At 73.2% G+C, this 22,813-nt stretch carries 21 protein-coding genes; 20 read left to right on the forward strand and 1 reads right to left on the reverse strand.

Going from position 1 to position 22,813, the window contains the following annotated elements; genetic code table 11:
- Positions 1-183: 183 nt before the first annotated feature.
- From ACFVXH_RS36730 to ftsH, 4 genes are all read left to right on the forward strand, one after another.
- Positions 184-2,637, forward strand: a complete 2,454-nt coding sequence (locus ACFVXH_RS36730; protein ID WP_387830482.1) for a [protein-PII] uridylyltransferase — start codon at positions 184-186, stop codon at positions 2,635-2,637.
- A gap of 180 nt (positions 2,638-2,817) precedes the next feature.
- A complete protein-coding gene (gene ffh / locus ACFVXH_RS36735) occupies positions 2,818-4,383 on the forward strand; it encodes a signal recognition particle protein (RefSeq protein ID WP_117491973.1) in 1,566 nt (521 codons plus the stop codon).
- 77 nt (positions 4,384-4,460) lie between these two features.
- Positions 4,461-4,985 (forward strand): GNAT family N-acetyltransferase, encoded by a 525-nt coding sequence (locus ACFVXH_RS36740; protein ID WP_079271904.1) that lies wholly within the window; start codon positions 4,461-4,463, stop codon positions 4,983-4,985.
- Positions 4,986-5,077: 92 nt separating this feature from the next.
- Positions 5,078-7,087: an ATP-dependent zinc metalloprotease FtsH gene (gene ftsH / locus ACFVXH_RS36745; RefSeq protein WP_387830485.1), complete on the forward strand. Its 2,010-nt coding sequence runs from the start codon at positions 5,078-5,080 to the stop codon at positions 7,085-7,087.
- Positions 7,088-7,183: 96 nt separating this feature from the next.
- Here the strand turns inward: ftsH and ACFVXH_RS36750 are convergent, their stop codons facing one another.
- Positions 7,184-8,008 (reverse strand): class I SAM-dependent methyltransferase, encoded by an 825-nt coding sequence (locus ACFVXH_RS36750; protein WP_387830487.1) that lies wholly within the window; start codon positions 8,006-8,008, stop codon positions 7,184-7,186.
- 189 nt (positions 8,009-8,197) lie between these two features.
- On the opposite strand from ACFVXH_RS36750, the gene proS reads away from it, so the two are divergent.
- The 16 genes from proS to dprA all read left to right on the forward strand — a co-directional run bounded on the left by proS (position 8,198) and on the right by dprA (position 22,707).
- Entirely contained in the window at positions 8,198-9,610 is a 1,413-nt protein-coding gene (gene proS / locus ACFVXH_RS36755) for a proline--tRNA ligase (RefSeq protein WP_049650399.1), read from the forward strand.
- A 444-nt stretch (positions 9,611-10,054) separates the two neighbouring features.
- Entirely contained in the window at positions 10,055-10,633 is a 579-nt protein-coding gene (locus ACFVXH_RS36760; protein ID WP_049650398.1) for a hypothetical protein, read from the forward strand.
- 476 nt (positions 10,634-11,109) lie between these two features.
- A complete protein-coding gene (rpsP, locus tag ACFVXH_RS36765) occupies positions 11,110-11,538 on the forward strand; it encodes a 30S ribosomal protein S16 (RefSeq protein WP_049650397.1) in 429 nt (142 codons plus the stop codon).
- A 2-nt stretch (positions 11,539-11,540) separates the two neighbouring features.
- Positions 11,541-11,780: an RNA-binding protein gene (locus ACFVXH_RS36770; RefSeq protein WP_030056773.1), complete on the forward strand. Its 240-nt coding sequence runs from the start codon at positions 11,541-11,543 to the stop codon at positions 11,778-11,780.
- A 172-nt stretch (positions 11,781-11,952) separates the two neighbouring features.
- Complete coding sequence (gene rimM / locus ACFVXH_RS36775) at positions 11,953-12,525, forward strand: ribosome maturation factor RimM (RefSeq protein WP_074001521.1); 573 nt, start codon at positions 11,953-11,955, stop codon at positions 12,523-12,525.
- Between the two features lie 152 nt (positions 12,526-12,677).
- Positions 12,678-13,496 carry a tRNA (guanosine(37)-N1)-methyltransferase TrmD gene (trmD, locus tag ACFVXH_RS36780; RefSeq protein WP_375877492.1) on the forward strand — a complete coding sequence of 273 codons (819 nt, stop codon included), beginning with the start codon at positions 12,678-12,680 and terminating at the stop codon, positions 13,494-13,496.
- A gap of 154 nt (positions 13,497-13,650) precedes the next feature.
- Positions 13,651-14,001: a 50S ribosomal protein L19 gene (rplS, locus tag ACFVXH_RS36785; protein ID WP_030306736.1), complete on the forward strand. Its 351-nt coding sequence runs from the start codon at positions 13,651-13,653 to the stop codon at positions 13,999-14,001.
- Between the two features lie 78 nt (positions 14,002-14,079).
- Positions 14,080-14,997 (forward strand): signal peptidase I, encoded by a 918-nt coding sequence (gene lepB / locus ACFVXH_RS36790; protein ID WP_387830490.1) that lies wholly within the window; start codon positions 14,080-14,082, stop codon positions 14,995-14,997.
- A gap of 232 nt (positions 14,998-15,229) precedes the next feature.
- A complete protein-coding gene (gene lepB / locus ACFVXH_RS36795; protein ID WP_074001522.1) occupies positions 15,230-15,994 on the forward strand; it encodes a signal peptidase I in 765 nt (254 codons plus the stop codon).
- Between the two features lie 242 nt (positions 15,995-16,236).
- Positions 16,237-17,244, forward strand: a complete 1,008-nt coding sequence (lepB, locus tag ACFVXH_RS36800) for a signal peptidase I (protein ID WP_387830492.1) — start codon at positions 16,237-16,239, stop codon at positions 17,242-17,244.
- 160 nt (positions 17,245-17,404) lie between these two features.
- A complete protein-coding gene (gene lepB / locus ACFVXH_RS36805) occupies positions 17,405-18,157 on the forward strand; it encodes a signal peptidase I (RefSeq protein ID WP_387830494.1) in 753 nt (250 codons plus the stop codon).
- Between the two features lie 112 nt (positions 18,158-18,269).
- Positions 18,270-18,743: an NUDIX hydrolase gene (locus ACFVXH_RS36810; protein WP_049650392.1), complete on the forward strand. Its 474-nt coding sequence runs from the start codon at positions 18,270-18,272 to the stop codon at positions 18,741-18,743.
- A gap of 55 nt (positions 18,744-18,798) precedes the next feature.
- The gene (locus tag ACFVXH_RS36815) at positions 18,799-19,125 is read left to right on the forward strand and encodes a DUF2469 domain-containing protein (protein ID WP_030056781.1); all 327 of its coding nucleotides are present in this window, start codon (positions 18,799-18,801) and stop codon (positions 19,123-19,125) included.
- A gap of 168 nt (positions 19,126-19,293) precedes the next feature.
- The gene (locus ACFVXH_RS36820; RefSeq protein WP_079271927.1) at positions 19,294-19,797 is read left to right on the forward strand and encodes a YraN family protein; all 504 of its coding nucleotides are present in this window, start codon (positions 19,294-19,296) and stop codon (positions 19,795-19,797) included.
- Between the two features lies 1 nt (position 19,798).
- Entirely contained in the window at positions 19,799-21,514 is a 1,716-nt protein-coding gene (locus ACFVXH_RS36825; RefSeq protein WP_387830496.1) for a YifB family Mg chelatase-like AAA ATPase, read from the forward strand.
- Positions 21,511-22,707, forward strand: a complete 1,197-nt coding sequence (gene dprA, locus ACFVXH_RS36830) for a DNA-processing protein DprA (protein WP_117489675.1) — start codon at positions 21,511-21,513, stop codon at positions 22,705-22,707. The genes ACFVXH_RS36825 and dprA overlap by 4 nt, the downstream gene beginning before the upstream one ends.
- Positions 22,708-22,813: the final 106 nt, after the last annotated feature.

The raw sequence follows: 22,813 nt of genomic DNA on the forward strand, positions 1-22,813 counted from the left end.
CCCGGTCGCCCCGCGCCGGACGGCGGGCCCGTTCACCCGGGAGGGTGCGGGTCCGCCCGGCGGCGTACCGGCGCTTCCGTACCGGCCTCTCCGGAGCGGCCGAACGGCCGAACGGTCGACCCGAGGGCAGGACGGTTCACCAGCAGGACGGTTCAACCAGCACGACGGACGGGACCCACGCGCATGACCTCCGAGACCAGCCCCTCCGACCCCGTCGACCCCTCCGACCCCGTCGGCTGTGCCGCCGCCGCCCGGGCCGCGCTGCTCGCCGCCCCCGGCCCGGGCGGCCGCCCCCGCCGCCGGGCGCTCGCCCGGCTCACCGACGACTGGCTGGCCGGGCTGCTCGCGGCCGCCGGCGCCCCGCCCGGCGTCGCGCTGGTCGCGGTCGGCGGCTACGGGCGGGGCGAGCTGTCCCCGCGCAGCGACCTGGACGTCCTGCTGCTGCACGACGGTCCGGTCGCCGGGGAGCTGCCCGAGCGGATCTGGTACCCGGTCTGGGACTCGGGCGCCAGGCTCGACCACGCGGTGCGCACCGTCGCGGAGGCCCGCGCGGTCGCCGCCGCCGACCTCAAGGCCCAGCTCGGCCTGCTGGACGCTCGGCACCTCGCCGGGGACCGGGCGCTCACCGACGCGCTGCGCGCCGCGGTGCTCACCGACTGGCGCGCGAGCGCCCCCGCGCGCCTGCCCGAGCTGCGCGAGCTGGGCCGCGAGCGGGCCGAACGACACGGTGAGCTGTCCTTCCTGCTGGAGCCCGACCTCAAGGAGGCCCGCGGCGGCCTGCGCGATGTCGTCGCGCTGGACGCGATCGCCGCCAGCTGGCTGGCCGACGCGCCCCGGGACGGCCTGGACGACGCCGCGCGGTGGCTGGCCGATGTGCGGGACGCCCTGCACCTGGTCACCGGCCGGGCCACCGACCGGCTCGGCCTCCAGGACCAGGACCAGGTCGCCGAGCGGCTCGGGGTGCTGGACGCCGACACCCTGCTGCGCCGGGTCTACGAGGCCGCCCGCACCGTCGCGTACGCGGGCGACGTCACCTGGCGGGCGGTGGACCGGGTGCTCGCGGCCTGCGGCGGCCGCGGCCGGCGGGTGCGCCGGCTGGGCATCCCGTTCGCCGGCACCGGACGCGGCGCCGGCGCGGTGGCCCGGGGCGCGGTCGAGCGGCGGCCGCTCGCCGAGGGCGTGGTCGAGCAGGACGGCGAGGCCGTGCTCGCCCAGGGCGCCCGCCCGGCCGCCGACCCGGTGCTGCCGCTGCGCGCCGCGGCCGCCGCCGCGCAGAACGGGCTGACCGTCTCGTACGCCACGGTGCGCCGGCTGGCCGCCGAGTGCCGCCCGCTGCCGGTGCCCTGGCCGGACGAGGCGCGCGAGCAGCTGGTCACCCTGCTGGGCGCGGGGGAGTCGGCCGTCCCGGTGTGGGAGGCGCTGGAGGCGGAGGGGCTGGTCCGCCGGCTGATCCCGGACTGGGAGCGGGTGCGCTGCCGTCCGCAGCGCAACGCGGTGCACCGCTGGACGGTGGACCGGCACCTGGTGGAGACGGCGGTGCGGGCCGCCGCGATGACCCGCCGGGTGGCCCGCCCGGACCTGCTGCTGGTCGCCGCGCTGCTGCACGACATCGGCAAGGGCTGGCCGGGGGACCACAGCGAGGCCGGCGAGGTGATCGTCCGCGACCTCGGCGCCCGGATGGGCTTCGGCCCCGAGGACACCGAGACCCTGGCGGTGCTGGTCCGCCACCACCTGATGCTGGTGGACACCGCGACCCGGCGCGATCCGGACGACCCGGCCACCGTCGAGGCGGTCACCAAGGTGGTCGCCACCCTGCCCGAGCTGGAGCTGCTGCACGCGCTCACCGAGGCGGACGCGCTGGCCACCGGCCCGGCCGCGTGGAGCGGCTGGCGGGCCTCGCTGGTGGAGGGCCTGGTGGCCCGGGCGGCGGACCGGCTGGCCGGGGCGGGCACCCCGCCGGCGGAGGGCGCGCCGACCGCCGAGCAGGAGCGGCTCGCGGTCGAGGCCGCCCGGACCGGGCAGCCGGCGCTGTCGCTGCGGGCCCGCTCCGAGGGGGCGGAGCCGGGCGCCGAGCCGATGGGCGTCGAGCTGAACCTGGCCGTCCCGGACCGGCCCGGGCTGCTCGGCACCGCCGCCGGGGTGCTCGCGCTGCACCGGCTGGCCGTCCGCTCGGCCGGGCTGCGCGAGCTGGACCCGGTGGGCGCCGGGCCGGTGCTGCTGCTGTCCTGGCGGGTGGCGGCCGAGTACGGCGAGCTGCCGGAGGCGGCCCGGCTGCGGGCCGACCTGCGCCGGGCGCTGGACGGCTCGCTGGACGTCACCCGCCGCCTCGCCGAGCGGGACGCCGCGGCCCCGCGCCGCCGGGGCATCCCCACCCCGCCGCCGCTGGTCGCGGTGGCGCCCGCGGTGGCCTCGGCGACCGCGACCGTGCTGGAGGTCCGCGCGCACGACGCCCCCGGGCTGCTGCACCGGATCGGCCGGGCGCTGGACGGGGCGGGTGTACGGGTGCGCACCGCGCACGTCTCCACGCTGGGCGCGGAGGCCGTCGACTCGTTCTACCTGACCGACGGGGCGGGCCGTCCGCTGACCGCCCGGCGGGCCGGCGAGGTGGCGGCGGCGGTCCGGGCCGCACTGGGCTGACGCGCCCCGGAGGGCTCCGGCGGCGGGGGCCGTCGGGCCTCGGCGGCGAGGGTGGAGGAGCTCCCGGAACGGGGGTGGAGGAGCTTCGGGAGCAGGGGTGGAGACCGTACCCGGGGCGGCCGGATACCCTGGGGGGCGACGACCGTACCGATTCCGATGCCGCAGAGGACCCGCGACGACGTGTTCGACACCCTTTCCGATCGCCTCGCAGCGACGTTCAAGAACCTCCGGGGCAAGGGCCGCCTGAGCGAGGCGGACATCGACGCCACCGCCCGCGAGATCCGCATCGCGCTGCTGGAGGCGGACGTCGCGCTGCCGGTCGTCCGGGCCTTCATCAAGCAGGTCAAGGAGCGGGCGCTCGGCGTCGAGGTCTCCGGTGCGCTGAACCCGGCGCAGCAGATCATCAAGATCGTCAACGAGGAGCTCATCTCCATCCTCGGTGGCGAGACCCGACGGGTGCGGTTCGCCAAGAGCGGCCCGACGGTGATCATGCTGGCCGGTCTCCAGGGTGCCGGTAAGACCACCCTGGCGGGCAAGCTCGGCCACTGGCTGAAGAAGCAGAAGCACACCCCGCTGCTGGTCGCCTGCGACCTCCAGCGCCCCAACGCGGTCAACCAGCTCCAGGTGGTCGCCGAGCGCGCCGGCGTGGCCTTCTACGGCCCGCAGCCCGGCAACGGCGTCGGCGACCCGGTGCAGGTGGCCAAGGACTCGATCGAGTACGCCAAGCAGAAGCAGTACGACGTCGTCGTCGTCGACACCGCAGGCCGCCTGGGCATCGACGCCGAGCTGATGCAGCAGGCCGCCGACATCCGCGCCGCGGTGAACCCGGACGAGGTCCTGTTCGTCGTCGACGCGATGATCGGCCAGGACGCGGTCACCACCGCGCAGGCCTTCCTCGACGGCGTCGACTTCACCGGCGTGGTGCTCTCCAAGCTCGACGGCGACGCCCGCGGAGGTGCCGCCCTGTCGGTCGCGCACGTCACCGGCCGGCAGATCATGTTCGCCTCCAACGGCGAGAAGGTCGACGACTTCGACGCCTTCCACCCGGACCGGATGGCCTCGCGCATCCTCGGCATGGGTGACGTCCTCTCGCTGATCGAGAAGGCCGAGCAGACCTTCTCGCAGGAGGAGGCGGAGAAGATCGCCGCCAAGCTGCGCGGCGGTCCGAAGCAGTTCACCCTGGACGACTTCCTGTCCCAGCTGGAGCAGGTCCAGAAGATGGGCTCGATCTCCAAGCTGCTCGGCATGCTGCCCGGCATGGGCCAGATCCGGGACCAGATCAACAACATCGACGACAAGGACGTCAACCGGGTCGGCGCGATCATCAAGTCGATGACCCCGGCCGAGCGGGCCGAGCCGGAGCTGATCAACGGCTCCCGCCGGGCCCGCATCGCCAAGGGCTCCGGTGTCCAGGTCGGCGAGGTGAAGAACCTGGTCGAGCGGTTCTTCGAGGCCCGCAAGATGATGTCCGCGATGGCCTCCGGCAAGGGCATGCCCGGCATGCCGGGGATCCCGGGCATGGGCGGCGGCGCCAAGAAGTCCGGCAAGAAGGCCCCGCAGGCCAAGGGCAAGCGCAAGAGCGGCAACCCGCTGAAGCGCGCCCAGGAGGAGGCCGCGGCCGCCGAGCGCCGCGCGCTCGGCCCGGGCGCCGGCCAGGGCCCGGCGGACGGCGGCGCGTTCGGCCTCGGCGCGGGCAAGGGCCCGGCCGACTTCGAGCTGCCCAAGGAGTTCAAGGACCTGCTGTAGTCCTCCGACCGGCTCCCGTCGGCCCGTCGTCCGGTGTTTCCGGGCGGCGGGCCGATCGCGTGTCCGATGATGGGGGCATGCGAGTGATGATCAGGGCCCCGAGGGCCGAGGACACGGCCGGGTACGCCGAAGCGGTCCGGCGGTCCGCCGAACACATCGGACGGTGGAACCCGGTCGAACCGGACGGGCTGCCCGACCTGCTGAAGCGCCAGGGGTCCGGGCTGCGCACCTTCCTGATCGTCGACCGGGAGACCGGGGGGCTGGTCGGCAAGGTGAACGTCGCCAACATCGTGATGGGCCGGTTCTGCAACGCCTCGCTGGGCTACGACTCGTACGTCCCGTTCAACGGCACCGGGCGGATGACCGAGGGCATGCGGCTGGTCGTGGACCGCTGCTTCGCCCCGCAGACCGCCGACGGGCTCGGGCTGCACCGGCTGGAGATCAACGTGCAGCCGGAGAACGAGCGCTCGATCGCGATGGCCAAGCGGCTGGGCTTCCGGCACGAGGGCTTCACCCCGCGGATGCTGTTCCTCCAGGGGGACTGGCGCGACCACGAGCGGTTCGCGCTGACCGCCGAGGAGTGGCCGGGCGCGACGGCATAGTCGCTGGTGGGAGGGGTCGGCGCGGCCGTCCGGCGGTCCGGGCGCGGCGTTGCGATTGGCCCGCCCGAGCACCTGTCCGTATTGTCCGATGGGTGACCGAACCCGTGCCGCCACGTCAGACCCCCGACCAGCCCTGGCGTTCGGAGGGCGCCCCGCCCCCGCCGCCGCCCAAGCGCCGGATGCCCGGCGGCTGGGTGGGCCTCGCCCTCACCGCCCTCGTGGTGTTCCTGATCTCGGACCTGCTGCTGTCCTTCTTCGGCCCCGCCGGTGCCACCACGATCTCGTACACCGAGTTCAACAACCAGCTGAACAAGGGCAACATCACCAAGATCTACGCCAAGGGCGACGCGATCGAGGGCACCCTCAAGAGCGCCCAGCCCAAGCCGGACGGCGGCAAGGGCGACTACACCGAGTTCGACACCCAGCGGCCCTCCTTCGCGGGCGACAACCTCTGGACCACCCTGCAGCAGCAGGGCGTCGAGGTCACCGCCACCTCGCCGGTCCAGCAGCGCAGCTTCCTCACCAACCTGCTGATCTCGCTCGCCCCGATGCTGCTGCTGATCTTCATCTGGGTGCTGCTCGCCCGCCGGATGGCCGGCGGGCTCGGCGGCGGACCGCTCGGCCGCAAGGCCCCGCCGAAGCCGGTCACCGCCGAGGAGGGCAAGCGCACCACCTTCGCCGACGTGGCCGGCATCGACGAGGTCGAGGCCGAACTCACCGAGGTCGTCGACTACTTGAAGAACCCCGAGCGGTACCGCAGGCTCGGCGCCAAGATGCCGCGCGGCGTGCTGCTGAGCGGCCCGCCCGGAACCGGCAAGACCCTGCTGGCCCGGGCCGTGGCCGGCGAGGCGAACGTGCCGTTCTTCTCCGCCTCCGCCTCCGAGTTCATCGAGATGATCGTCGGCGTCGGCGCCAGCCGGGTCCGCGAGCTGTTCGCCGAGGCCCGCAAGGTCGCCCCGGCGATCATCTTCATCGACGAGATCGACACCATCGGCCGCCAGCGCGGCGCCGGCGGCGGCATGGGCGGGCACGACGAGCGCGAGCAGACCCTCAACCAGATCCTCACCGAGATGGACGGCTTCAGCGGCTCCGAGGGCGTCATCGTGATCGCCGCGACCAACCGGGCGGACGTGCTCGACCCGGCCCTGCTGCGCCCCGGCCGCTTCGACCGGCGGATCACCGTCAGCCCGCCCGACCGGGAGGGCCGCGCGGCGATCCTGCGCATCCACAGCCGCAGCGTCCCGCTGGCGGGCGACACCGACCTCAACCAGCTGGCCAAGGTCACGCCGGGGATGACCGGCGCCGAACTCGCCAACCTGGTCAACGAGGCCGCGCTGCTGGCCGTCAAGCGCAAGCAGGACGCGGTCAACGAGCGGGACCTCTCGGACGCGCTGGAGAAGGTCCAGCTCGGCGCGGTGCGGCCGCTGGTGATGCCGCAGGAGGAGCGCGAGCGGACGGCGTACCACGAGAGCGGGCACGCGCTGCTGGGCATGCTCCAGCCCGGCGCGGACCCGGTCCGCAAGATCACCATCGTGCCGCGCGGCCGGGCGCTCGGCGTCACGCTCTCCACCCCGGAGAACGACCGCTACTCGTACACCGAGCCGTACCTGCGCGGCCGGATCATCGGCGCGCTCGGCGGCATGGCGGCCGAGCAGGTGGTCTACGGGGTGATCACCACCGGTGCGGAGAGCGACCTGGAGCAGGTCACCAGCATCGCCCGCGGGATGGCCGGGCGCTGGGGGATGAGCGAGCGGGTCGGCCGGCTCACCGCGGTGCCCTCCGACCCGCAGGGCGCGTACGGGCTCTCCGCCGCGCCGACCACCCTGGACGCGGTGGACGAGGAGGCGCGGCGGATCGTCTCCGAGTGCTACGACGACGCGGTGCGGATCCTGACCGAGCAGCGGCACCGACTGGACGCGCTGGCGGCGGCGCTGCTGGAGGCGGAGACGCTGGACGAGGCGGCGGCGTACCGGGCGGCGGGGGTGCCGCGGGAGGGCTCCGAGGGAACCGAGGGTTCCGACGGGCCTGCCGGCGGGTCCGGCGGATCTGGTGGGTCCGACGGCGCTGACGGGGCCGACGGGAAGTCGATCGACCGGGCGTGAAGCCGGGGGCCGGGGGCGCTCGCCATGGTGGCGGGCGCCCCCGGTTTTTGTCCCCTCTGCGGACTCCTCGCCCCTCCTCGGCCCTCCTCGTCCCGCCTAGCGCGACCGTTCGGCGACCAGGTAGCGGAACAGGTTCTCCATCCGTACCGAGCCGTCCGCGCGCAGGTACGGCTGGAGCACCTCCTCCAGCTCCTTGGCCACCAGCGAGGCCCCGGAGAACTCCTCGGCCGGCTCGAACAGGCCGGTGGAGAGCAGCCCGCGCACCGCGCTGTCGAGGTCGGCGTAGGCGAACGGGCAGCTCACCCGGCCGCTGCCGGCCGGACGCAGGCCGGCCGGGGCCAGCAGGTCCTCCAGCGCGCCGGGCGCGCTCAGCTCGAACGGGTCGCGCGCGGTGGTCCGGCCCGCCATCCGCCGGGCCACGTCCAGCACCGGGGCGCTCTCGCAGCGCTCCGGCGGGCCCCAGGCGGCCAGCACCACGTGCCCGCCCGGGAGGGTGAGCCGGGCGGCCTCGGCGACCACCGGCCCGGCGTCGGCGGCCCCGGGCAGCTGCTCGAAAACCGTCACCAGCGAATGGGCCGAGCGGGCGACGGCCGCCGATGTCCGGGGCCCCGCGCACACCCGCAGCCGGCGGTCGTGGGCCAGCTCGCGCAGCTCGTCCCGCGGCTCCTGCCCGGCGACCTGGGCGCCCCGGCCGGCCGCGAGCAGCAGGGCCAGCCCCGAGCGGCAGCCCAGGCCCAGCACGCTGCTCGCCGGGCCGACCTCCAGCCGGTCGTAGACCGCCTCGTAGAGCGGCACCAGCATGCGTTCCTGGATCTCCGCCCAGTCGCGCGCCCGCGCGGGGCGGGCCGCCCCGGTCCGCGGGTGGTACGGGCGTGCGCCCGTCGGTCGTGCGGTCGTGCCGGTCGTGCGAGCTGAAGCCATGGCGGCCTCCCATCCGGTCCTTCGGTGCGCTGCTACGGCTCCCCCAAAGTCCCGCCCCACACCAGCGAACAGCGGGTCGGGCCCGGCGTCCAGAGGGGTGCAGGGTGGTGCGCGCGTGTCGCGGTGGTGCGCCCCCGCCCGGTGATACCGATTCGAAACCGGGGCCCCGGGCCCCGTACCATTCGCCCCATGGCTAAGGCACCCGTTCTCACCCCTCAGGCGGAAGACTTCCCGCGCTGGTACCAGGACCTCATCAACAAGGCCGAGCTGGCCGACAACGGTCCGGTGCGCGGCACCATGGTCATCCGACCGTACGGCTACGGCCTGTGGGAGCGGATGCAGCAGGAGATGGACGCGCGGATCAAGAAGGCCGGCGCGCAGAACGCCTACTTCCCGATGTTCATCCCGCAGTCCTACCTGACCAAGGAGGCCGAGCACGTCGAGGGCTTCGCCCCCGAGCTCGCGGTGGTCACCCACGGCGGCGGCAAGCAGCTGGAGGAGCCGGTCGTCGTCCGGCCGACCTCCGAGACGATCATCAACGAGTACTTCTCGAAGTGGGTGCAGAGCCACCGCGACCTGCCCCTGCTGATCAACCAGTGGGCCAACGTGGTCCGTTGGGAGCTCCGCCCGCGCGTCTTCCTGCGCACCACCGAGTTCCTCTGGCAGGAGGGCCACACCGCCCACGCCACCTACGAGGACGCCCGCGAGTACGCCTCGATGATCCACACCCAGGTCTACGGCGACTTCATGACGAACGTGCTCGGCATCGACGTCGTGCTCGGCCGCAAGACCGCCAAGGAGCGCTTCGCCGGCGCCATCAACACCCTCACCCTCGAGGGCATGATGGGCGACGGCAAGGCGCTGCAGATGGGCACCAGCCACGAGCTGGGCCAGAACTTCGCCAAGGCGTTCAACACCACGTACCAGCTGCAGGGCGCCGAGCGCGAGTACGTCTGGCAGACCTCCTGGGGCGTCTCGACCCGCATGGTCGGCGGCCTGATCATGTCCCACGGCGACGACAACGGCCTGCGGGTGCCCCCGCGCCTGGCCGCCGTCCAGGCCGTCGTGCTCGCGATCAAGGGCGACGACGCGGTCATCGCCAAGGTCCGCGAGATCGGCGCCCAGCTGGAGGCCGTCGGCATCCGGGTCGTGGTCGACGACCGCACCGACACCCCGTTCGGCCGCCGGGCCGTCGACTGGGAGCTCAAGGGCGTTCCGCTGCGCATCGAGGTCGGCCCGCGCGACCTGGAGAACGGCACCGCGATGCTGGCCCGCCGCATCCCGGGCGGCAAGGAGCCGGTCTCCATCGACGCCCTGGCCGCGCTGCTCCCGGGCGTGCTGGAGGAGGACCAGGCGCTGCTGCTGCGCCAGTCCCGCGAGCGCCGCGAGTCCCGCACGGTCGACGTCAAGACCATCGACGAGGCCATCGAGGCCGCCGCGACCGGCTGGGGCCGGATCTCCTGGGCCGACCTCGGCGCGGAGGGCGAGGCCAAGCTGGCCGAGCAGGGCGTCACGGTCCGCTGCATCGTCGCGGCCGACGGCTCGGTGCCGCTGGCGGACGACCAGGAAGGCAATGTCGCGCTCGTCGCCCGGGCGTACTGACATCCGTTCGGTGTTCGGTGGATGTCCGGTGGATGTCCGCCGGACGCCGGTCGCCCATGGGTAATGACCGGCACCGGCGACATTTGCCCGGAATGCGGATGGGTAAGAATCCGGTAACTGTTCCGGTGCGTCCCCGCGGGGGGCATCCCTACTGGCCGGTCAACTCCCGGTATTAACCGAATAGCGGTACGGTGTACGGCCCGTGGCCCTGTCAATCCGGCAGGCCCACGGGCCGTACGTCCTGGGTGGCGACAGCCCGCCCCCCGGACGGAATTCATCAGGCCCGCCGACGTTGCGACGGGCCCAAACCGGCAGGGGGTTGGTCTTGCGTCAGATCCGGAACGCGCAATTCGCGCGCGGCCTCGCATTCCTGGGAGTTCCCTGTGAATTCCCCGGGAACGAGAACATGCGGAACATCGGCTCGCACTCCATCGTTGGTCTAGCGTGAGCACGACACAGCCCCTCGTTCTCGCGGCCGAACTGGCCGCCGCCTGGAGTGACATCCAGGCCTACCACCAGGACCTTCCCGATCTGGCCTCGCCCGAGGCCCTGATCGGCGAGTCCTCCTCGGCCTGCGGGACGCGGCTCGGTTTCGAGCGCCTCCTCCACGAGGCCGCCCACGGTCTGGCCGCGGCCCGGGACATCCGGGACACCTCGCGCGCCGGCCGCTACCACAACCGGCGCTTCCTGATGCTCGCTTCCGAGCTGGGCCTGGCGCACCCGGTCGAGCCGCACGCGAGCAGCGGCTTCTCCCAGGTGACCATGCTCAAGGAGACCCAGGAGCGGTACGCCGAGACCATCGAACGCCTGGACCGTGCCCTCGGGGCGCACCAGGAGGCGGTGGCCGGCGACGGCGCGACGCGCGCCTTCCGCGGTCCGGCGGCCCGGCACGGCTCCTCCGGGGGCGGCGTGCGGGTCAAGGCGGTCTGCGGGTGCGGGCGAAACGTCCGGGTCGTTCCCTCGGTGCTCGCGCAGGCGTCCATCGTCTGCGGCGCGTGCCAGCAGCCGTTCAAGATCGCTTAAGTCGCTCATGCCGCTCACGTCGCTTGAGCGGTCGACGTCCCGACGGGCTGCTGTGCGGGCAGCGGTCCGGCCGGATGGGCGGCGCGGAGCGGAGTGGAGCGGTACGGGCGGTGCACGCGGGGCCGGCGGTACCGGCAGCGGCGGCAGCGCCGAGTGAGCGGTGACAGGCGGTAGCGGTACCAGGCAGTACAGGCGGTACAGGCCGTACGAGCAGTACGGAATGAGCGGTACAGCAGGACAGCGGTGATGTCTTCGGGTTGGACCGGGAGCGGGGGCTCCCGGTCGAGCCCTGACCGGGTGCCCGGTCCCGCGTACAGGCGGTTCTCGCCGATGTGGCAGAATGGACAGCTGAGTACTCGGCAGCCGAGCAGGACCCCTCTCTCCTACGGCTGGCGTGTCCCTTGAACGGTCCGCCCCGCAACCCCACGCGACGGCGAGCCCGCTCACCCACGTCAACACCAGGAGAATCCACTCCCGTGGCAGTCAAGATCAAGCTGAAGCGTCTCGGCAAGATTCGCTCCCCGCACTACCGCATCGTCGTCGCCGACGCCCGCACCAAGCGTGACGGTCGCGCGATCGAGGAGATCGGCATCTACCAGCCGACCTACAACCCCTCGAAGATCGAGGTCGACAGCGACCGCGCCCAGTACTGGCTGTCCGTCGGCGCCCAGCCGACCGAGCCGGTGCTCGCCATCCTGAAGCTGACCGGCGACTGGCAGAAGTTCAAGGGCCTGCCGGCTCCGGCTCCGCTGCTCGTTGCCGAGCCGAAGGTCGAGGACTTCTCGCACCTGTTCGCGAAGGCCGTCGCCGGCTTCGAGGACGCCACCACCGGTGTCGCCATCACCCCGAAGGCCAAGAAGTCGGACAAGGCCGAGGCCGAGTCCGACGCCGCCGCCGAGGCCTGATCGTGATCGAGGACGCCCTCGACCACCTGGTGAAGGGCATCGTCGAGCACCCCGACGAGGTGCAGGTGCGCTCGCGCAACCTGCGTCGGGGGAACACCATCGAGGTGCGAGTGCACCCCGATGACCTCGGCAAGGTGATCGGCCGGGGCGGCCGTACGGCGCGCGCTCTGCGCACCGTGGTCGGCGCCCTCGGCGGTCGCAACGTCCGGGTCGACCTGGTCGACGTGGACAACATTCGCTGACGCCGCTGCTCGTTCAGCCGTCAGGGCTTGTGAGGCCGACCGGGACGCATGTCGTCCCGGTCGGCCTTTCGCATTTCCGTCAGCATTTCCGTCGCTTCATGGCTTAGCAGTCCGTCGCTTCGCAGCCCGTCGCTTTTCGTTGCGGCTCAGGAACTCCAGGAGAACGATCACCGTGCAGCTCGTCGTCGGCAAGATCGGCCGTGCCCACGGCATCAGGGGGGACGTCAGTGTCGAGGTCCGCACCGACGAGCCGGAACTCCGGCTCGGCCCCGGTGCCGTCCTGCTCACCGACCCCGCGTCGACCGGACCGCTGACCGTCGAGTCCGGCCGGGTGCACAGCGGCCGGCTGCTGCTGCGCTTCGCCGGCGTCAAGGACCGCAACGCGGCCGAGGCCCTCCGCGGCACCGTGCTCATCTCCGAGGTCGACCCGGAGGAGAGCCCCGAGGACCCGGAGGAGTACTACGACCACCAGCTGATCGGCCTGGACGTGGTGCTGCTGGACGGCACCCCGGTCGGCGAGCTGACCGAGATCGTCCACCTGCCCTACCAGGACCTGCTCACGGTCAAGAAGGCCGACGGGACGGAGGTGCTGGTGCCCTTCGTCAGCCAGATCGTGCCGACCATCGACCTGGAGAACCAGCGCGCCGTGATCACCCCGCCGCCCGGGCTGATCGACATGGAGCAGGCCGAGGTCGCGGGGACCTCCTCGGCCGAGCGCGGCGAGGACTCGGAGGAGTCGGAGTGACCGTCGAGGAGCGCGCCGGGGCGGGTGTCGAGGTCGGCGCCGAGGTCGGTGCCGGGGTCGGTGTCGGGGTTGGCGCCGATGCGGCGTCGAGCGGCGCGGTGTCGACTGGTGCGGCGCCCGGCGGTGCGGTGTCCGGCGGGGTGCAGAGCGGCATGCGGATCGACGTCGTCACGATCTTCCCGGAGTACCTGGAGCCGCTGGACGTCTCGCTGGTCGGCAAGGCCCGCGCCCGCGGGCAGCTGGACGTGCACGTCCACGACCTGCGCGGATGGACCCACGACGTGCACCGCACGGTCGACGACAGCCCGTACGGCGGCGGCCCCGGCATGGTGATGAAGCCCGAGCCGTGGGGCGAGGCGCTGGACGCGGTGGTCGCCGGCGGCCCCGAGGGCCAGGTGCCCACCCTGGTCGTGCCGACCCCGAGCGGGCGCCCGTTCACCCAGGAGCTCGCCCAGGAACTGGCCGGGCGCCCCTGGCTGGCCTTCACCCCCGCCCGGTACGAGGGCATCGACCGCCGGGTGATCGAGGAAGCCGCCACCCGGATGCCGGTGGTCGAGGCCTCGATCGGCGACTACGTGCTGGCCGGCGGCGAGGTTGCCGTGCTGGTGATGGTCGAGGCGATCGCCCGACTGCTGCCCGGAGTGCTCGGCAACGCCGAGTCCCACCGCGACGACTCCTTCGCGCCGGGCGCGATGGCCGACCTGCTGGAGGGCCCGGTCTACACCAAGCCCGCCGAGTGGCGCGGCCGTACGGTGCCGGACGTGCTGCTCAGCGGCAACCACGGCAAGATCGCCCGCTGGCGCCGCGAGCAGGCCTTCGCCCGGACCCTGGCGAACCGGCCCGACCTGGTCGAGCGCTGGCAGTACGGCGCCTTCGACAAGAAGGAGCGCGAGGCGCTGAGCATCCTCGGCCTGGCCTGGGACGAGGGGCTCGGCCGATTTCGGTCCACGGCCGTTGATGTGGAAGAATAGGCGGCTGCTGTCTGTCGCTGGTTCCCTCCTGTAGGGGACACGTGGACCGGCGCCCTCGCCACGGGGGGATCGCCGTCAGCCGATGCGGCCCGCAGCGAACCCCATTGTGACGATTTTCCGTGGGCGGCCCGTGGCGCCTGCGATGGAGAGCAACATGAGCAACAAGCTCGCTGCTGTCGACGCGGCCTCGCTGCGTAGCGACATCCCGGCCTTCCGCGCCGGTGACACCCTGAAGGTTCACGTCCGGGTCATCGAGGGCAACCGCTCCCGTGTCCAGGTCTTCCAGGGCGTCGTCATCCGCCGCCACGGCGCCGGCATCGGTGAGACCTTCACCGTTCGCAAGGTCAGCTTCAACGTCGGCGTGGAGCGCACCTTCCCGGTGCACACCCCGGTCGTCGAGAAGATCGAGGTCGTGACCCGCGGTGCGGTTCGCCGCGCCAAGCTGTACTACCTGCGTGACCTCCGCGGCAAGGCCGCGAAGATCAAGGAGAAGCGCGACCGCTGATCCACCGGCCCCCGGCCTCGCCGGGGGATCGGAACGCTCTGAGGGGGCCGAGTGGCCGCAAGGTAAGCTCACCCCCCGATGAGCACGCACGAACCACCCGCGGACCGCGACGGCAGTCCCGCACCCACCGGTGCGGACTCGCTGTCGCGGTCCGCGGTCGTTTCCGGGGGTGGCGTCGTCGGCGCGGAGCGCGCCGACGGGCCTGAGCACGCTGAGGTACTGGAGCAGGCCGAGGGCCCGGAGCGGACCGGCGGCTCCGGCGGCGACGGCTCGAGCCAGTCGGACGGGTCGGACGAGTCGGAGCAGGACGAGGAGCCCGGGCGCTCGCGTTCGCGGGACCTGCTGCTGTTGGTCGGGATCTGCCTGACGGCCCTGCTGCTGGCGAACGCCTTCGTCGCGCGTCCCTTCTCGGTGCCCTCCGGGTCGATGGAGGAGACCCTGCGCCCCGGCGACCGGCTGGTCGCGTACCAGCTCGCCTACGCCTTCGGCGGCCATCCCCAGCGGGGCGACGTCGTGGTCTTCGACGGGAGGGGCTCCTTCCTCCGCGAGTCGGCGAAGCCGCCCGGTTTCTGGGACGGCCTGCGCTCGTTCGCCCAGGACCTCGGGCTGGCCCCGGCCGGGGACACCGTCTACGTCAAGCGCGTGATCGGCGTCGGCGGGGACCGGGTGACCAGCACCGGGTCGGGCGCGCCGATCACCGTCAACGGCGTGCCGATCGACGAGACCTCCTACCTGTCCCCGGGCGACGACCCGTCGAGCGTGGCCTTCGACATCGTCGTGCCGGCCGGCAAGCTGTGGGTGATGGGCGACCACCGCAGCGCCTCCCGGGACTCCCGGGACCACCTCGGCGATCCCGGTGGCGGCTTCGTGCCCGAGAAGAAGGTGATCGGCCGGGCGGACTGGGTGGTCTACCCGTTCTCGCGCTGGACCAGCCTGGACCGGCCCGCGGCCTTCGCCGCGACTGCGGGGACAGGCGGTCATGGGGACCAGGGGTAGGGGGCGGCTCGACGACCGCCCGGCTGCCGGAGGCCCGACTGGCCCGACTGCGGGGGGACCGGCCGCAGGGGGTCCGGCTTCGGCCGGTCCGGTGCGCGGTGGACCGGGGGAGGACGGCGCGGCAGGCCGTGGACCGGCAGGGGCCCCGTCGGCGCGCGGCCGGGCCGAGCGCCGTCGCAGTGCCCGCAAGGCCGCCCGTCGGCGCAAGCGCTCGCTGGTCCGCGAAGTGCCCATGATCGTCCTGGTGGCCCTGCTGGTGGCGCTGGTGATGAAGACCTTCCTGGTCCAGGTGTTCGTGATCCCCTCGGGTTCGATGGAGCAGACCATCCTGATCGGGGACCGGGTACTGGTGGACAAGCTGACCCCCTGGTTCGGCAGTGAGCCGCAGCGCGGCGACATCGTGGTGTTCAAGGACCCGGGCGGCTGGCTGGAGCGCGACCGCAAGCCGTCCGAGGACGGCCCGGTGCTGGGTGCGGCCAAGCAGGTGCTGACCTTCGTCGGACTGCTGCCCTCCGACAACGAGCAGGACCTGATCAAGCGGGTGATCGGCGTCGGCGGGGACACCGTCGAGTGCTGCGACGCGCAGGGGCGCCTCAGCGTCAACGGCCACCCGGTGGAAGAGTCCTACCTCGCGCCCGGCAACCCGCCGTCCCGGCAGGCCTTCAGGATCCAGGTGCCGCAGGGGCGGCTGTGGGTCATGGGTGACCACCGGGACGTCTCCGCCGACTCCCGTTTCCACATGGGCAATCCGGGACAGGGGACGATCCCGCTGAGCGGCGTGGTCGGTCGCGCGTTCGTGACCGCCTGGCCGCTGGACCGCTTCCATCAACTCGATGCGCCCGGTTCACTCTCCTCTCTCGCCCGGATGCCGCAGGCCGGCGGAACTGCCGCGGGATCGGTGGGCGTTGGGCCGGTTCCTGCGGAACCGCCGCTCGTTATGGGGGTGTTGGGCATCCTTCCGCTCGTCGTTCGCCGGTCGGGGCGGCCTCCGGAGTGAGCCGCACCGGCCGCCGACCGGACGGGCCTCGCGTGTGGGACCGCGAGCCGGATGCCTTGGAGTGATAGAGAAGTGCAGGTGCGGCCGGGAGTGGTCCCGGTCGCGGGCCGAGGCTGTGCTGGTGTCAGGGGAGTCCGCGGTGGGCAGCCCTGAGGCGTTCATGGTCGTGGTGAGCGTGGTGCCCGCTGTGCGGCACTCTGAGCGCGGGCGCGCGGGCGTCCGCACAGCAGGGAGGAGACGTTGTGGGGGATTTGGTGATCGGCGCCCGATCAGGCGCCGGAGAGCCCGAGGGCCCAGGCCGTCGGGCGGACCGGTCCACCGAGTCCGCGGCCTCCTCGGCCTCGGTCGAGGACGCGGCGGCGCAGACCGCCGACGGGCAGGGCGGTGCCGGGTCGGAGGACTCCCCGGGCTCCCCGCACGCGGAGGCCGAGTCCGCGGACGGCTCGGAGTCGGAGGCTCCGTCCAAGCCGCGCAAGCAGCGCTCGTTCTGGAAGGAACTGCCGATCCTGGTCGGCATCGCGCTCATCCTCGCGCTGGTGATCAAGACGTTCTTCGTCCAGGCGTTCTCCATTCCGTCGGAATCGATGCAGAACACGCTGCAGGTCGGCGACCGCGTCCTGGTCGACAAGCTGACCCCGTGGTTCGGGGCCGAACCCGAGCGCGGTGAGGTCGTGGTGTTCCACGACCCGGGCGGCTGGCTGAGCGACGAGCCGACCCAGCAGAGCAGCAACTCCTTCCTCCGCGGTGTGCAGGACGTGCTCAGCTTCGTCGGCCTGATGCCCTCCGCCAACGAGAAGGACCTGATCAAGCGGGTCATCGCGGTCGGCGGGGACACCGTCGAGTGCGAGGGCGAGGGGCCGGTCAAGGTCAACGGCGTCGCGCTCAACGAGCCGTACGTCTACCAGGGCAACACCCCGTGCGGCGACCACCCCTTCGGCCCGGTCAAGGTGCCCAAGGACCGGATCTGGGTCATGGGCGACCACCGCGCCAACTCGCTGGACTCCCGCTTCCACATGGACCAGCCGGGCGGCGGCACCGTCCCGGTGGACAACGTGATCGGGCGTGCCTTCGTGGTGGCCTGGCCGGTCGGCCACTGGTCGACGCTGCCGGTGCCGGACACCTTCGACCAGAAGGGCCTGGCGGCGGCCGCGCCGATGGCGCCCCCCGTGGCCGGTGCGGTGGGGGCCGTCGCCCTGCTCCCGCTGGTGCGGCGGGTGCGTGGTCGGGCGGAGAGCCGCAAGGAGTCCTGAGCTCCAGCGGATCGTGTTCCGCCGGGTTGCCCCCGGCTCTTGCGCGGGCCGTGGTACCGACGAGTAATCTGCTCGGACGTGCCACGGCCCGCCGGCTTTTCCGCCCGAGCCTCCGGCGTGCCAGTGGTGTTCTCCGGTCGGCCAGAGGTGGACGGTGTCGATGAGCAGTGTCGTGGAGCAGACGGCCGACCACCCGACCGCGCCCGCCCGTGCGGGCCGTCGGCCCGCCGCGGTGCTGCAGGGCGTCGCCCTGGCACTCGGGCTGGTGCTGATGGTCGGCGGCTTCGCGCTGATCGCGATCGACTACCGGCCGTACAAGATCCCCACCGCCTCGATGCACCCGACGCTGCGCGTCGGGGACACCGTGCTCGCCCGCAAGGTCGGCGGCGGCGACATCGGGCGGGGCGACGTGGTGGTCTTCCGGGACCAGGCCTGGGGCGGCGAGCTCATGGTCAAGCGGGTGGTCGCGGTCGGCGGGGACACCGTCGCCACCAGCGGGGCCGATCACCGGCTGACGGTCGACGGGCAGCCGGTGGACGAGCCCTACCTCGCGACGCAGGGCGGCCAGGGCCAGCCGTTCAGCGTGACGGTGCCGCAGGGCCGGCTGTTCCTGCTCGGCGACAACCGGGTGGGCTCGCTGGACTCCCGCACCCACCTGGAGGTGGACGGCGGGACCGTCCCGGCCGAGGCCGTCGAGGCCAGGGTCGAGGCCACCGTGCTGCCCTTCGGCCGGACGGGCCTGCTCGACCGGGTCACGGACTTCGACGGCTTCGCGGGCCCGAAGGCCTCGCAGCCGGGGCCGCTGGAGCCCTTCGCCTACGCCGCCGTCGCGGGCGCGGCGCTGATCCTGGTGACCTCGGCGGTGGGCGGGGCGGCGGGTCTGGCCCGCCGGCTCCGGGGGCGCAGCTCCTGAGCGGGGCCGTCGCCCCGCGGGCCGCTCTGCCGAACATCGCCCCGGACGACCGCGCCGGGTGGCAGGATCGGTAACGCCACCGATGCGAACGGAAGGAGCGTGGAGCGCCGCCATGACAGCACGGCGCCGCAGAGCGGCGCGGATCCTGCTGCTGGACGGGCTGGACCGCATCCTCCTCTTCCTGGGGGCCGACCCGGCCACTCCGGGGGAGACGTGGTGGTTCACGCCCGGGGGAGGCTTGGAGGCGGGGGAGGACGTGCGGGAGGCTGCCGAGCGGGAGCTCGCCGAGGAGACCGGCCTGCGGGGTGTGGACCTGGGGCCCTTGGTGGCGTACGGCACGGTGTCGTTCTCCTTTCAGGGACAGCGCTACGAGCAGGAGCAGTGGTTCCACCTGGCCCGGACCACGGAGACGGTGCTGGACCACTCGGGCATGGGCGCCGACGAGCACGCCCAGTTGCTCGCGGCGCGTTGGTGGACGGTCGAGGAACTGAGGGGGACCGCCGAGACGGTCTATCCGGTCGGTCTGGCGGACTTCCTGGAGCGGCTGCTGGTCGAGGGCCCGCCGGTGGATCCGGTACGGCTCTGACCGTGGGTGCGGTGGTCCACAATGGGTGGACGTGACAAGTTGAGGGGACGCCTGGATGAGTGCCGAAGATCTCGAGAAGTACGAGACCGAGATGGAGCTCAAGCTCTACCGGGAGTACCGGGACGTCGTCGGCCTGTTCAAGTACGTGATCGAGACCGAACGACGGTTCTACCTCACCAACGACTACGAGCTGCAGGTGCACTCGGTCCAGGGCGAGGTGTTCTTCGAGGTGTCGATGGCGGATGCGTGGGTCTGGGACATGTACCGGCCGGCCCGGTTCGTCCGCAAGGTCCGGGTGCTGACCTTCAAGGACGTGAACATCGAGGAACTCGCGAAGAGCGATCTGGAGCTGCCCTCGGACGAGTCCGGCTTCGGGAACTGACGTTGGACGACTCCGTCCCGCGTTGTCCAGCCGAATTTCGCGGGAACGGGGCTTCTCACCCCTGCGGGTGACAGGAGTTGTCCACAGGTCCGAGTTATCCACAGGGAACGGGAATTCCCGGGCCTCGCCGTGCGCGTTGGGGCAGCCTCCTCGGCGGAGGTGGTCACCATGCAGCACACCGTCGTGCAGGACCAGGCCGTACCGGACACGGCCGCAGCCGGGAAGGCCCCGCGGGCGATCCCGGACCGCAGCACCAGGAACGGGCTCGGCCGGTACGGGGAGCGGGTCGCCGCCCGTCGCCTCGCGGAGGCCGGGCTCCGCATCCTGGACCTCAACTGGCGCTGCGCCGAGGGCGAGCTGGACATCGTCGCCCTCGACGGCGACACCGTGGCGGTCTGCGAGGTGAAGACCCGCTCCGAGCGGGGTTTCCAGCAGCCGACCGAGGCCATCGACCGGGCCAAGGCCGCCCGGCTGCAACGCCTGGCCGAGCGCTGGATGGCCGAGCGCTGGCCCGATCACTTCGCCCGGCTGGCCGGCCCCGGCTACGACCCGGGGCCCACCGATCCGCAGTGGCCTCCCGCCCCACCGGGCGGGGTGCGGATCGACCTGGTCGCGGTGGTCAACCGGGCGCGGGGCGCGGCCCTGGTCGACCACCTGCGGGGGGTGGTCTGAGATGGCCTTCGCCCGTACCTGTTCCGTCGCGCTCGTCGGCGTCGACGGAGTGATCGTCGAGGTCCAGGCCGATCTGGAGCCCGGGGTGGCCGCGTTCACCCTGGTCGGCCTGCCCGACAAGGCGCTCACCGAGGCCCGCGACCGGGTCCGTGCCGCGGTCGTGAACAGCGGCGAGGCCTGGCCGCAGCGGAAGCTGACGGTCGGCCTCAGCCCCGCCTCGGTGCCCAAGAGCGGCAGCGGCTTCGACCTCGCGGTGGCCTGCGCCGTGCTGGCCGCCGCCGAGCGGCTCGACCCCTCCGCGATCGCCGACCTGCTGATCATCGGCGAGCTGGGGCTGGACGGCCGGGTGCGGCCGGTCAGAGGGGTGCTGCCGTCGGTGCTGGCCGCCGCCGACGCCGGGTACCAGCGGGTCGTGGTCGCCGAGCAGACCGCACCCGAGGCCTCGCTCGTCCCCGGGGTGACGGTGATCGGCGTCCGCAGCCTGCGCCAGCTCGTCGCCATCCTGACCGGCGCGGCGGCACCGGAGGAGCCGCCCGATCCGATCGGGGGCAGGCCCGATCCGCTGATGGCCGGCCTGATGCTGCCCAGCGCCGGCGTGCGGGGCCTGCCCGACGACAGGGCGGCCCGGCTGGACATGGCGGACGTGGCCGGCCAGTACGAGGCCCGACGGGCGCTGGAGATCGCCGCGGCCGGAGGACACCACCTCTACCTGAAGGGCCCGCCGGGCGCGGGCAAGACGATGCTGGCGGAGCGGTTGCCCGCGCTGCTCCCGCCGCTGACCCAGAAGGAGGCGCTGGAGGTCACCGCCGTCCACTCGGTGGCGGGGCTGCTCCCGGCCGGGCGCCCACTGATCGACACCGCGCCCTACTGCGCCCCGCACCACTCCACGACGATGCCGGCCATCGTCGGCGGCGGCAGCGGTATGCCGAGACCGGGAGCGGTCTCGCTGGCCCACCGGGGCGTGCTCTTCCTGGACGAGGCACCGGAGTTCCCGGTCCGGGTGCTCGACGCGCTGCGCCAGCCGCTGGAGTCGGGCGAGGTGGTGATCGCCCGCTCGGCCGGATCACTGCGGCTCCCGGCCCGCTTCCTGCTCTGCCTGGCGGCCAACCCCTGTCCGTGCGGCCGGTACTCGCGGCGGGGCGAGGGTTGTGAGTGCACCCCCGCCATGGTCAGCCGCTACCAGGGGCGGCTCTCCGGGCCGCTGCTGGACCGGGTCGACCTCCAAGTCCAGGTGGCCCCGGTGACCAGGGTCGAGCTCATGGAACGGGACACCACGGCGGAGACCACCGAGACCGTCGCGGCCCGGGTGCTGGCCGCGCGGGAGCGGGCGGCGGCCCGGCTGGCGAACACCCCGTGGCGGACCAACGCGGAGGTCCCGGGCCACGAGCTGCGCACCCGCTGGCAGCTCACGGCCGGCGCACTCAACGACGCCGCACGGCAGTTGGAGCGGGGGCTGCTGACCGCCCGGGGACTGGACCGGGTGCTCCGGGTCGCCTGGACGGTGGCCGACCTCGCCGGCCGCGACCGGCCGGACCAACGGGACGTGCGCACCGCCCTGGTCCTGCGCACCGGGGTGGAGCACGGACTGCCGCTGACCGAGCGGGTCTTCGGGCGGCTCGGCGGGATCCCGGCCCAGCGCGCCAGCCCGGGCGGCGACTTGTCCGGGGAGCCCGAGACGCCTGACGAGCGTTCGCGAAACCAGAAGGGTGAGGCATGAACCAGTTGCTGAGGCAACCTCGAATTCCCGGTGGTTCCGATGCCGGGCCCGGCCCCGGGGCCACCACCGAGACCGAGCCGGAACGCCTCGCCCGGGTGCTGCTCGGCCGACTCAGCGAGCCGGGGGACGCGGTGGTCGGTCGATGGCTCGCTCAACTTCCCGCCGTCGACGTGGTGAAGGCGATCCGGGACGGGACGGTGCCAGACCACCCGGGACTGGACGCCACCCGACTGTCCGGGTACCAGGCGCGGCTCCCGGGGCTGGACCCGCGGATGGACCTGAAACGGGTACGGGACGTCGGTGGGCGGTTCATCATTCCGGGGGACACGGAATGGCCCAGCCAACTCGACGACCTGGGTGACGGACGCCCGATCGGGCTCTGGGTGACGGGCACCGGCTCGCTGCGGCTGCTCGCGCTCCGCTCGGTCGCGATGGTGGGCTCCCGCGCCTGTACGGCCTACGGCGCCCACGTCGCGGGGGAGCTGTCCGCCCAACTGGCCGAACGCGGCTGGGTGGTCGTCTCCGGAGCCGCCTACGGGATCGACGCGGCCGCGCACCGCGGGGCGCTCGCGGTCGGTGGGACGACCGCCGCCGTACTCGCCTGCGGTGTCGACGTGGCCTATCCCAAGGGCAACGCCGAACTGATCCGGCGGATCGGCGTCCAGGGCCTGCTGGTCAGCGAACTCCCGCCCGGGGAACACCCGAACCGCTTCCGCTTCGTCCTCCGCAACCGGGTCATCGCGGCGCTCACCCGGGGGACGGTGGTGGTCGAGGCGGCGGTGCGCAGCGGCGCCCTGAGCACGGCCCGACGGGCGCGGGACCTCAACCGCCACACCATGGGCGTCGCAGGCCCGGTGACCTCGGAACTCTCCGCCGGGGTGCACGCCCTGATCCGCAGCGGCGGTGCCACCCTGGTCACCGACGCGGCCGAGATCACCGAGCTGATCGGGGCGATCGGGGAGGACCTCGCGCCGCAGCGCAGCGGCCCGGTGCTCCCGCGTGACCTGCTGGAGCCGGCGGTGGCCCGGGTGCTGGAGGCCGTACCGGCGACGGCGGAGGGCGCGCCGGTCGAGCGGCTGGCCCGGCAGTCCGGCCTCCCGCCGGACGAAGTCCTGCAACGGCTCTACGAGCTGGGGTCGCTCGGCTACGTGGAGCGGCACGGCGCGCACTGGCGCGTGGTGCGGAGGAGGTGAGCGCTGGGACCGGGAACACGTTTGGGTAGAGGGAACGCATGTCGGATCCGCCCGGCTGACCTGCCGATCCGGTTCTGCTGTCCGTCGCCCGGATCCGGTGTGCGAA

It is taken from the genome of Kitasatospora sp. NPDC058184 (assembly GCF_042883725.1).
Classification (GTDB): Bacteria; Actinomycetota; Actinomycetes; order Streptomycetales; family Streptomycetaceae; genus Kitasatospora.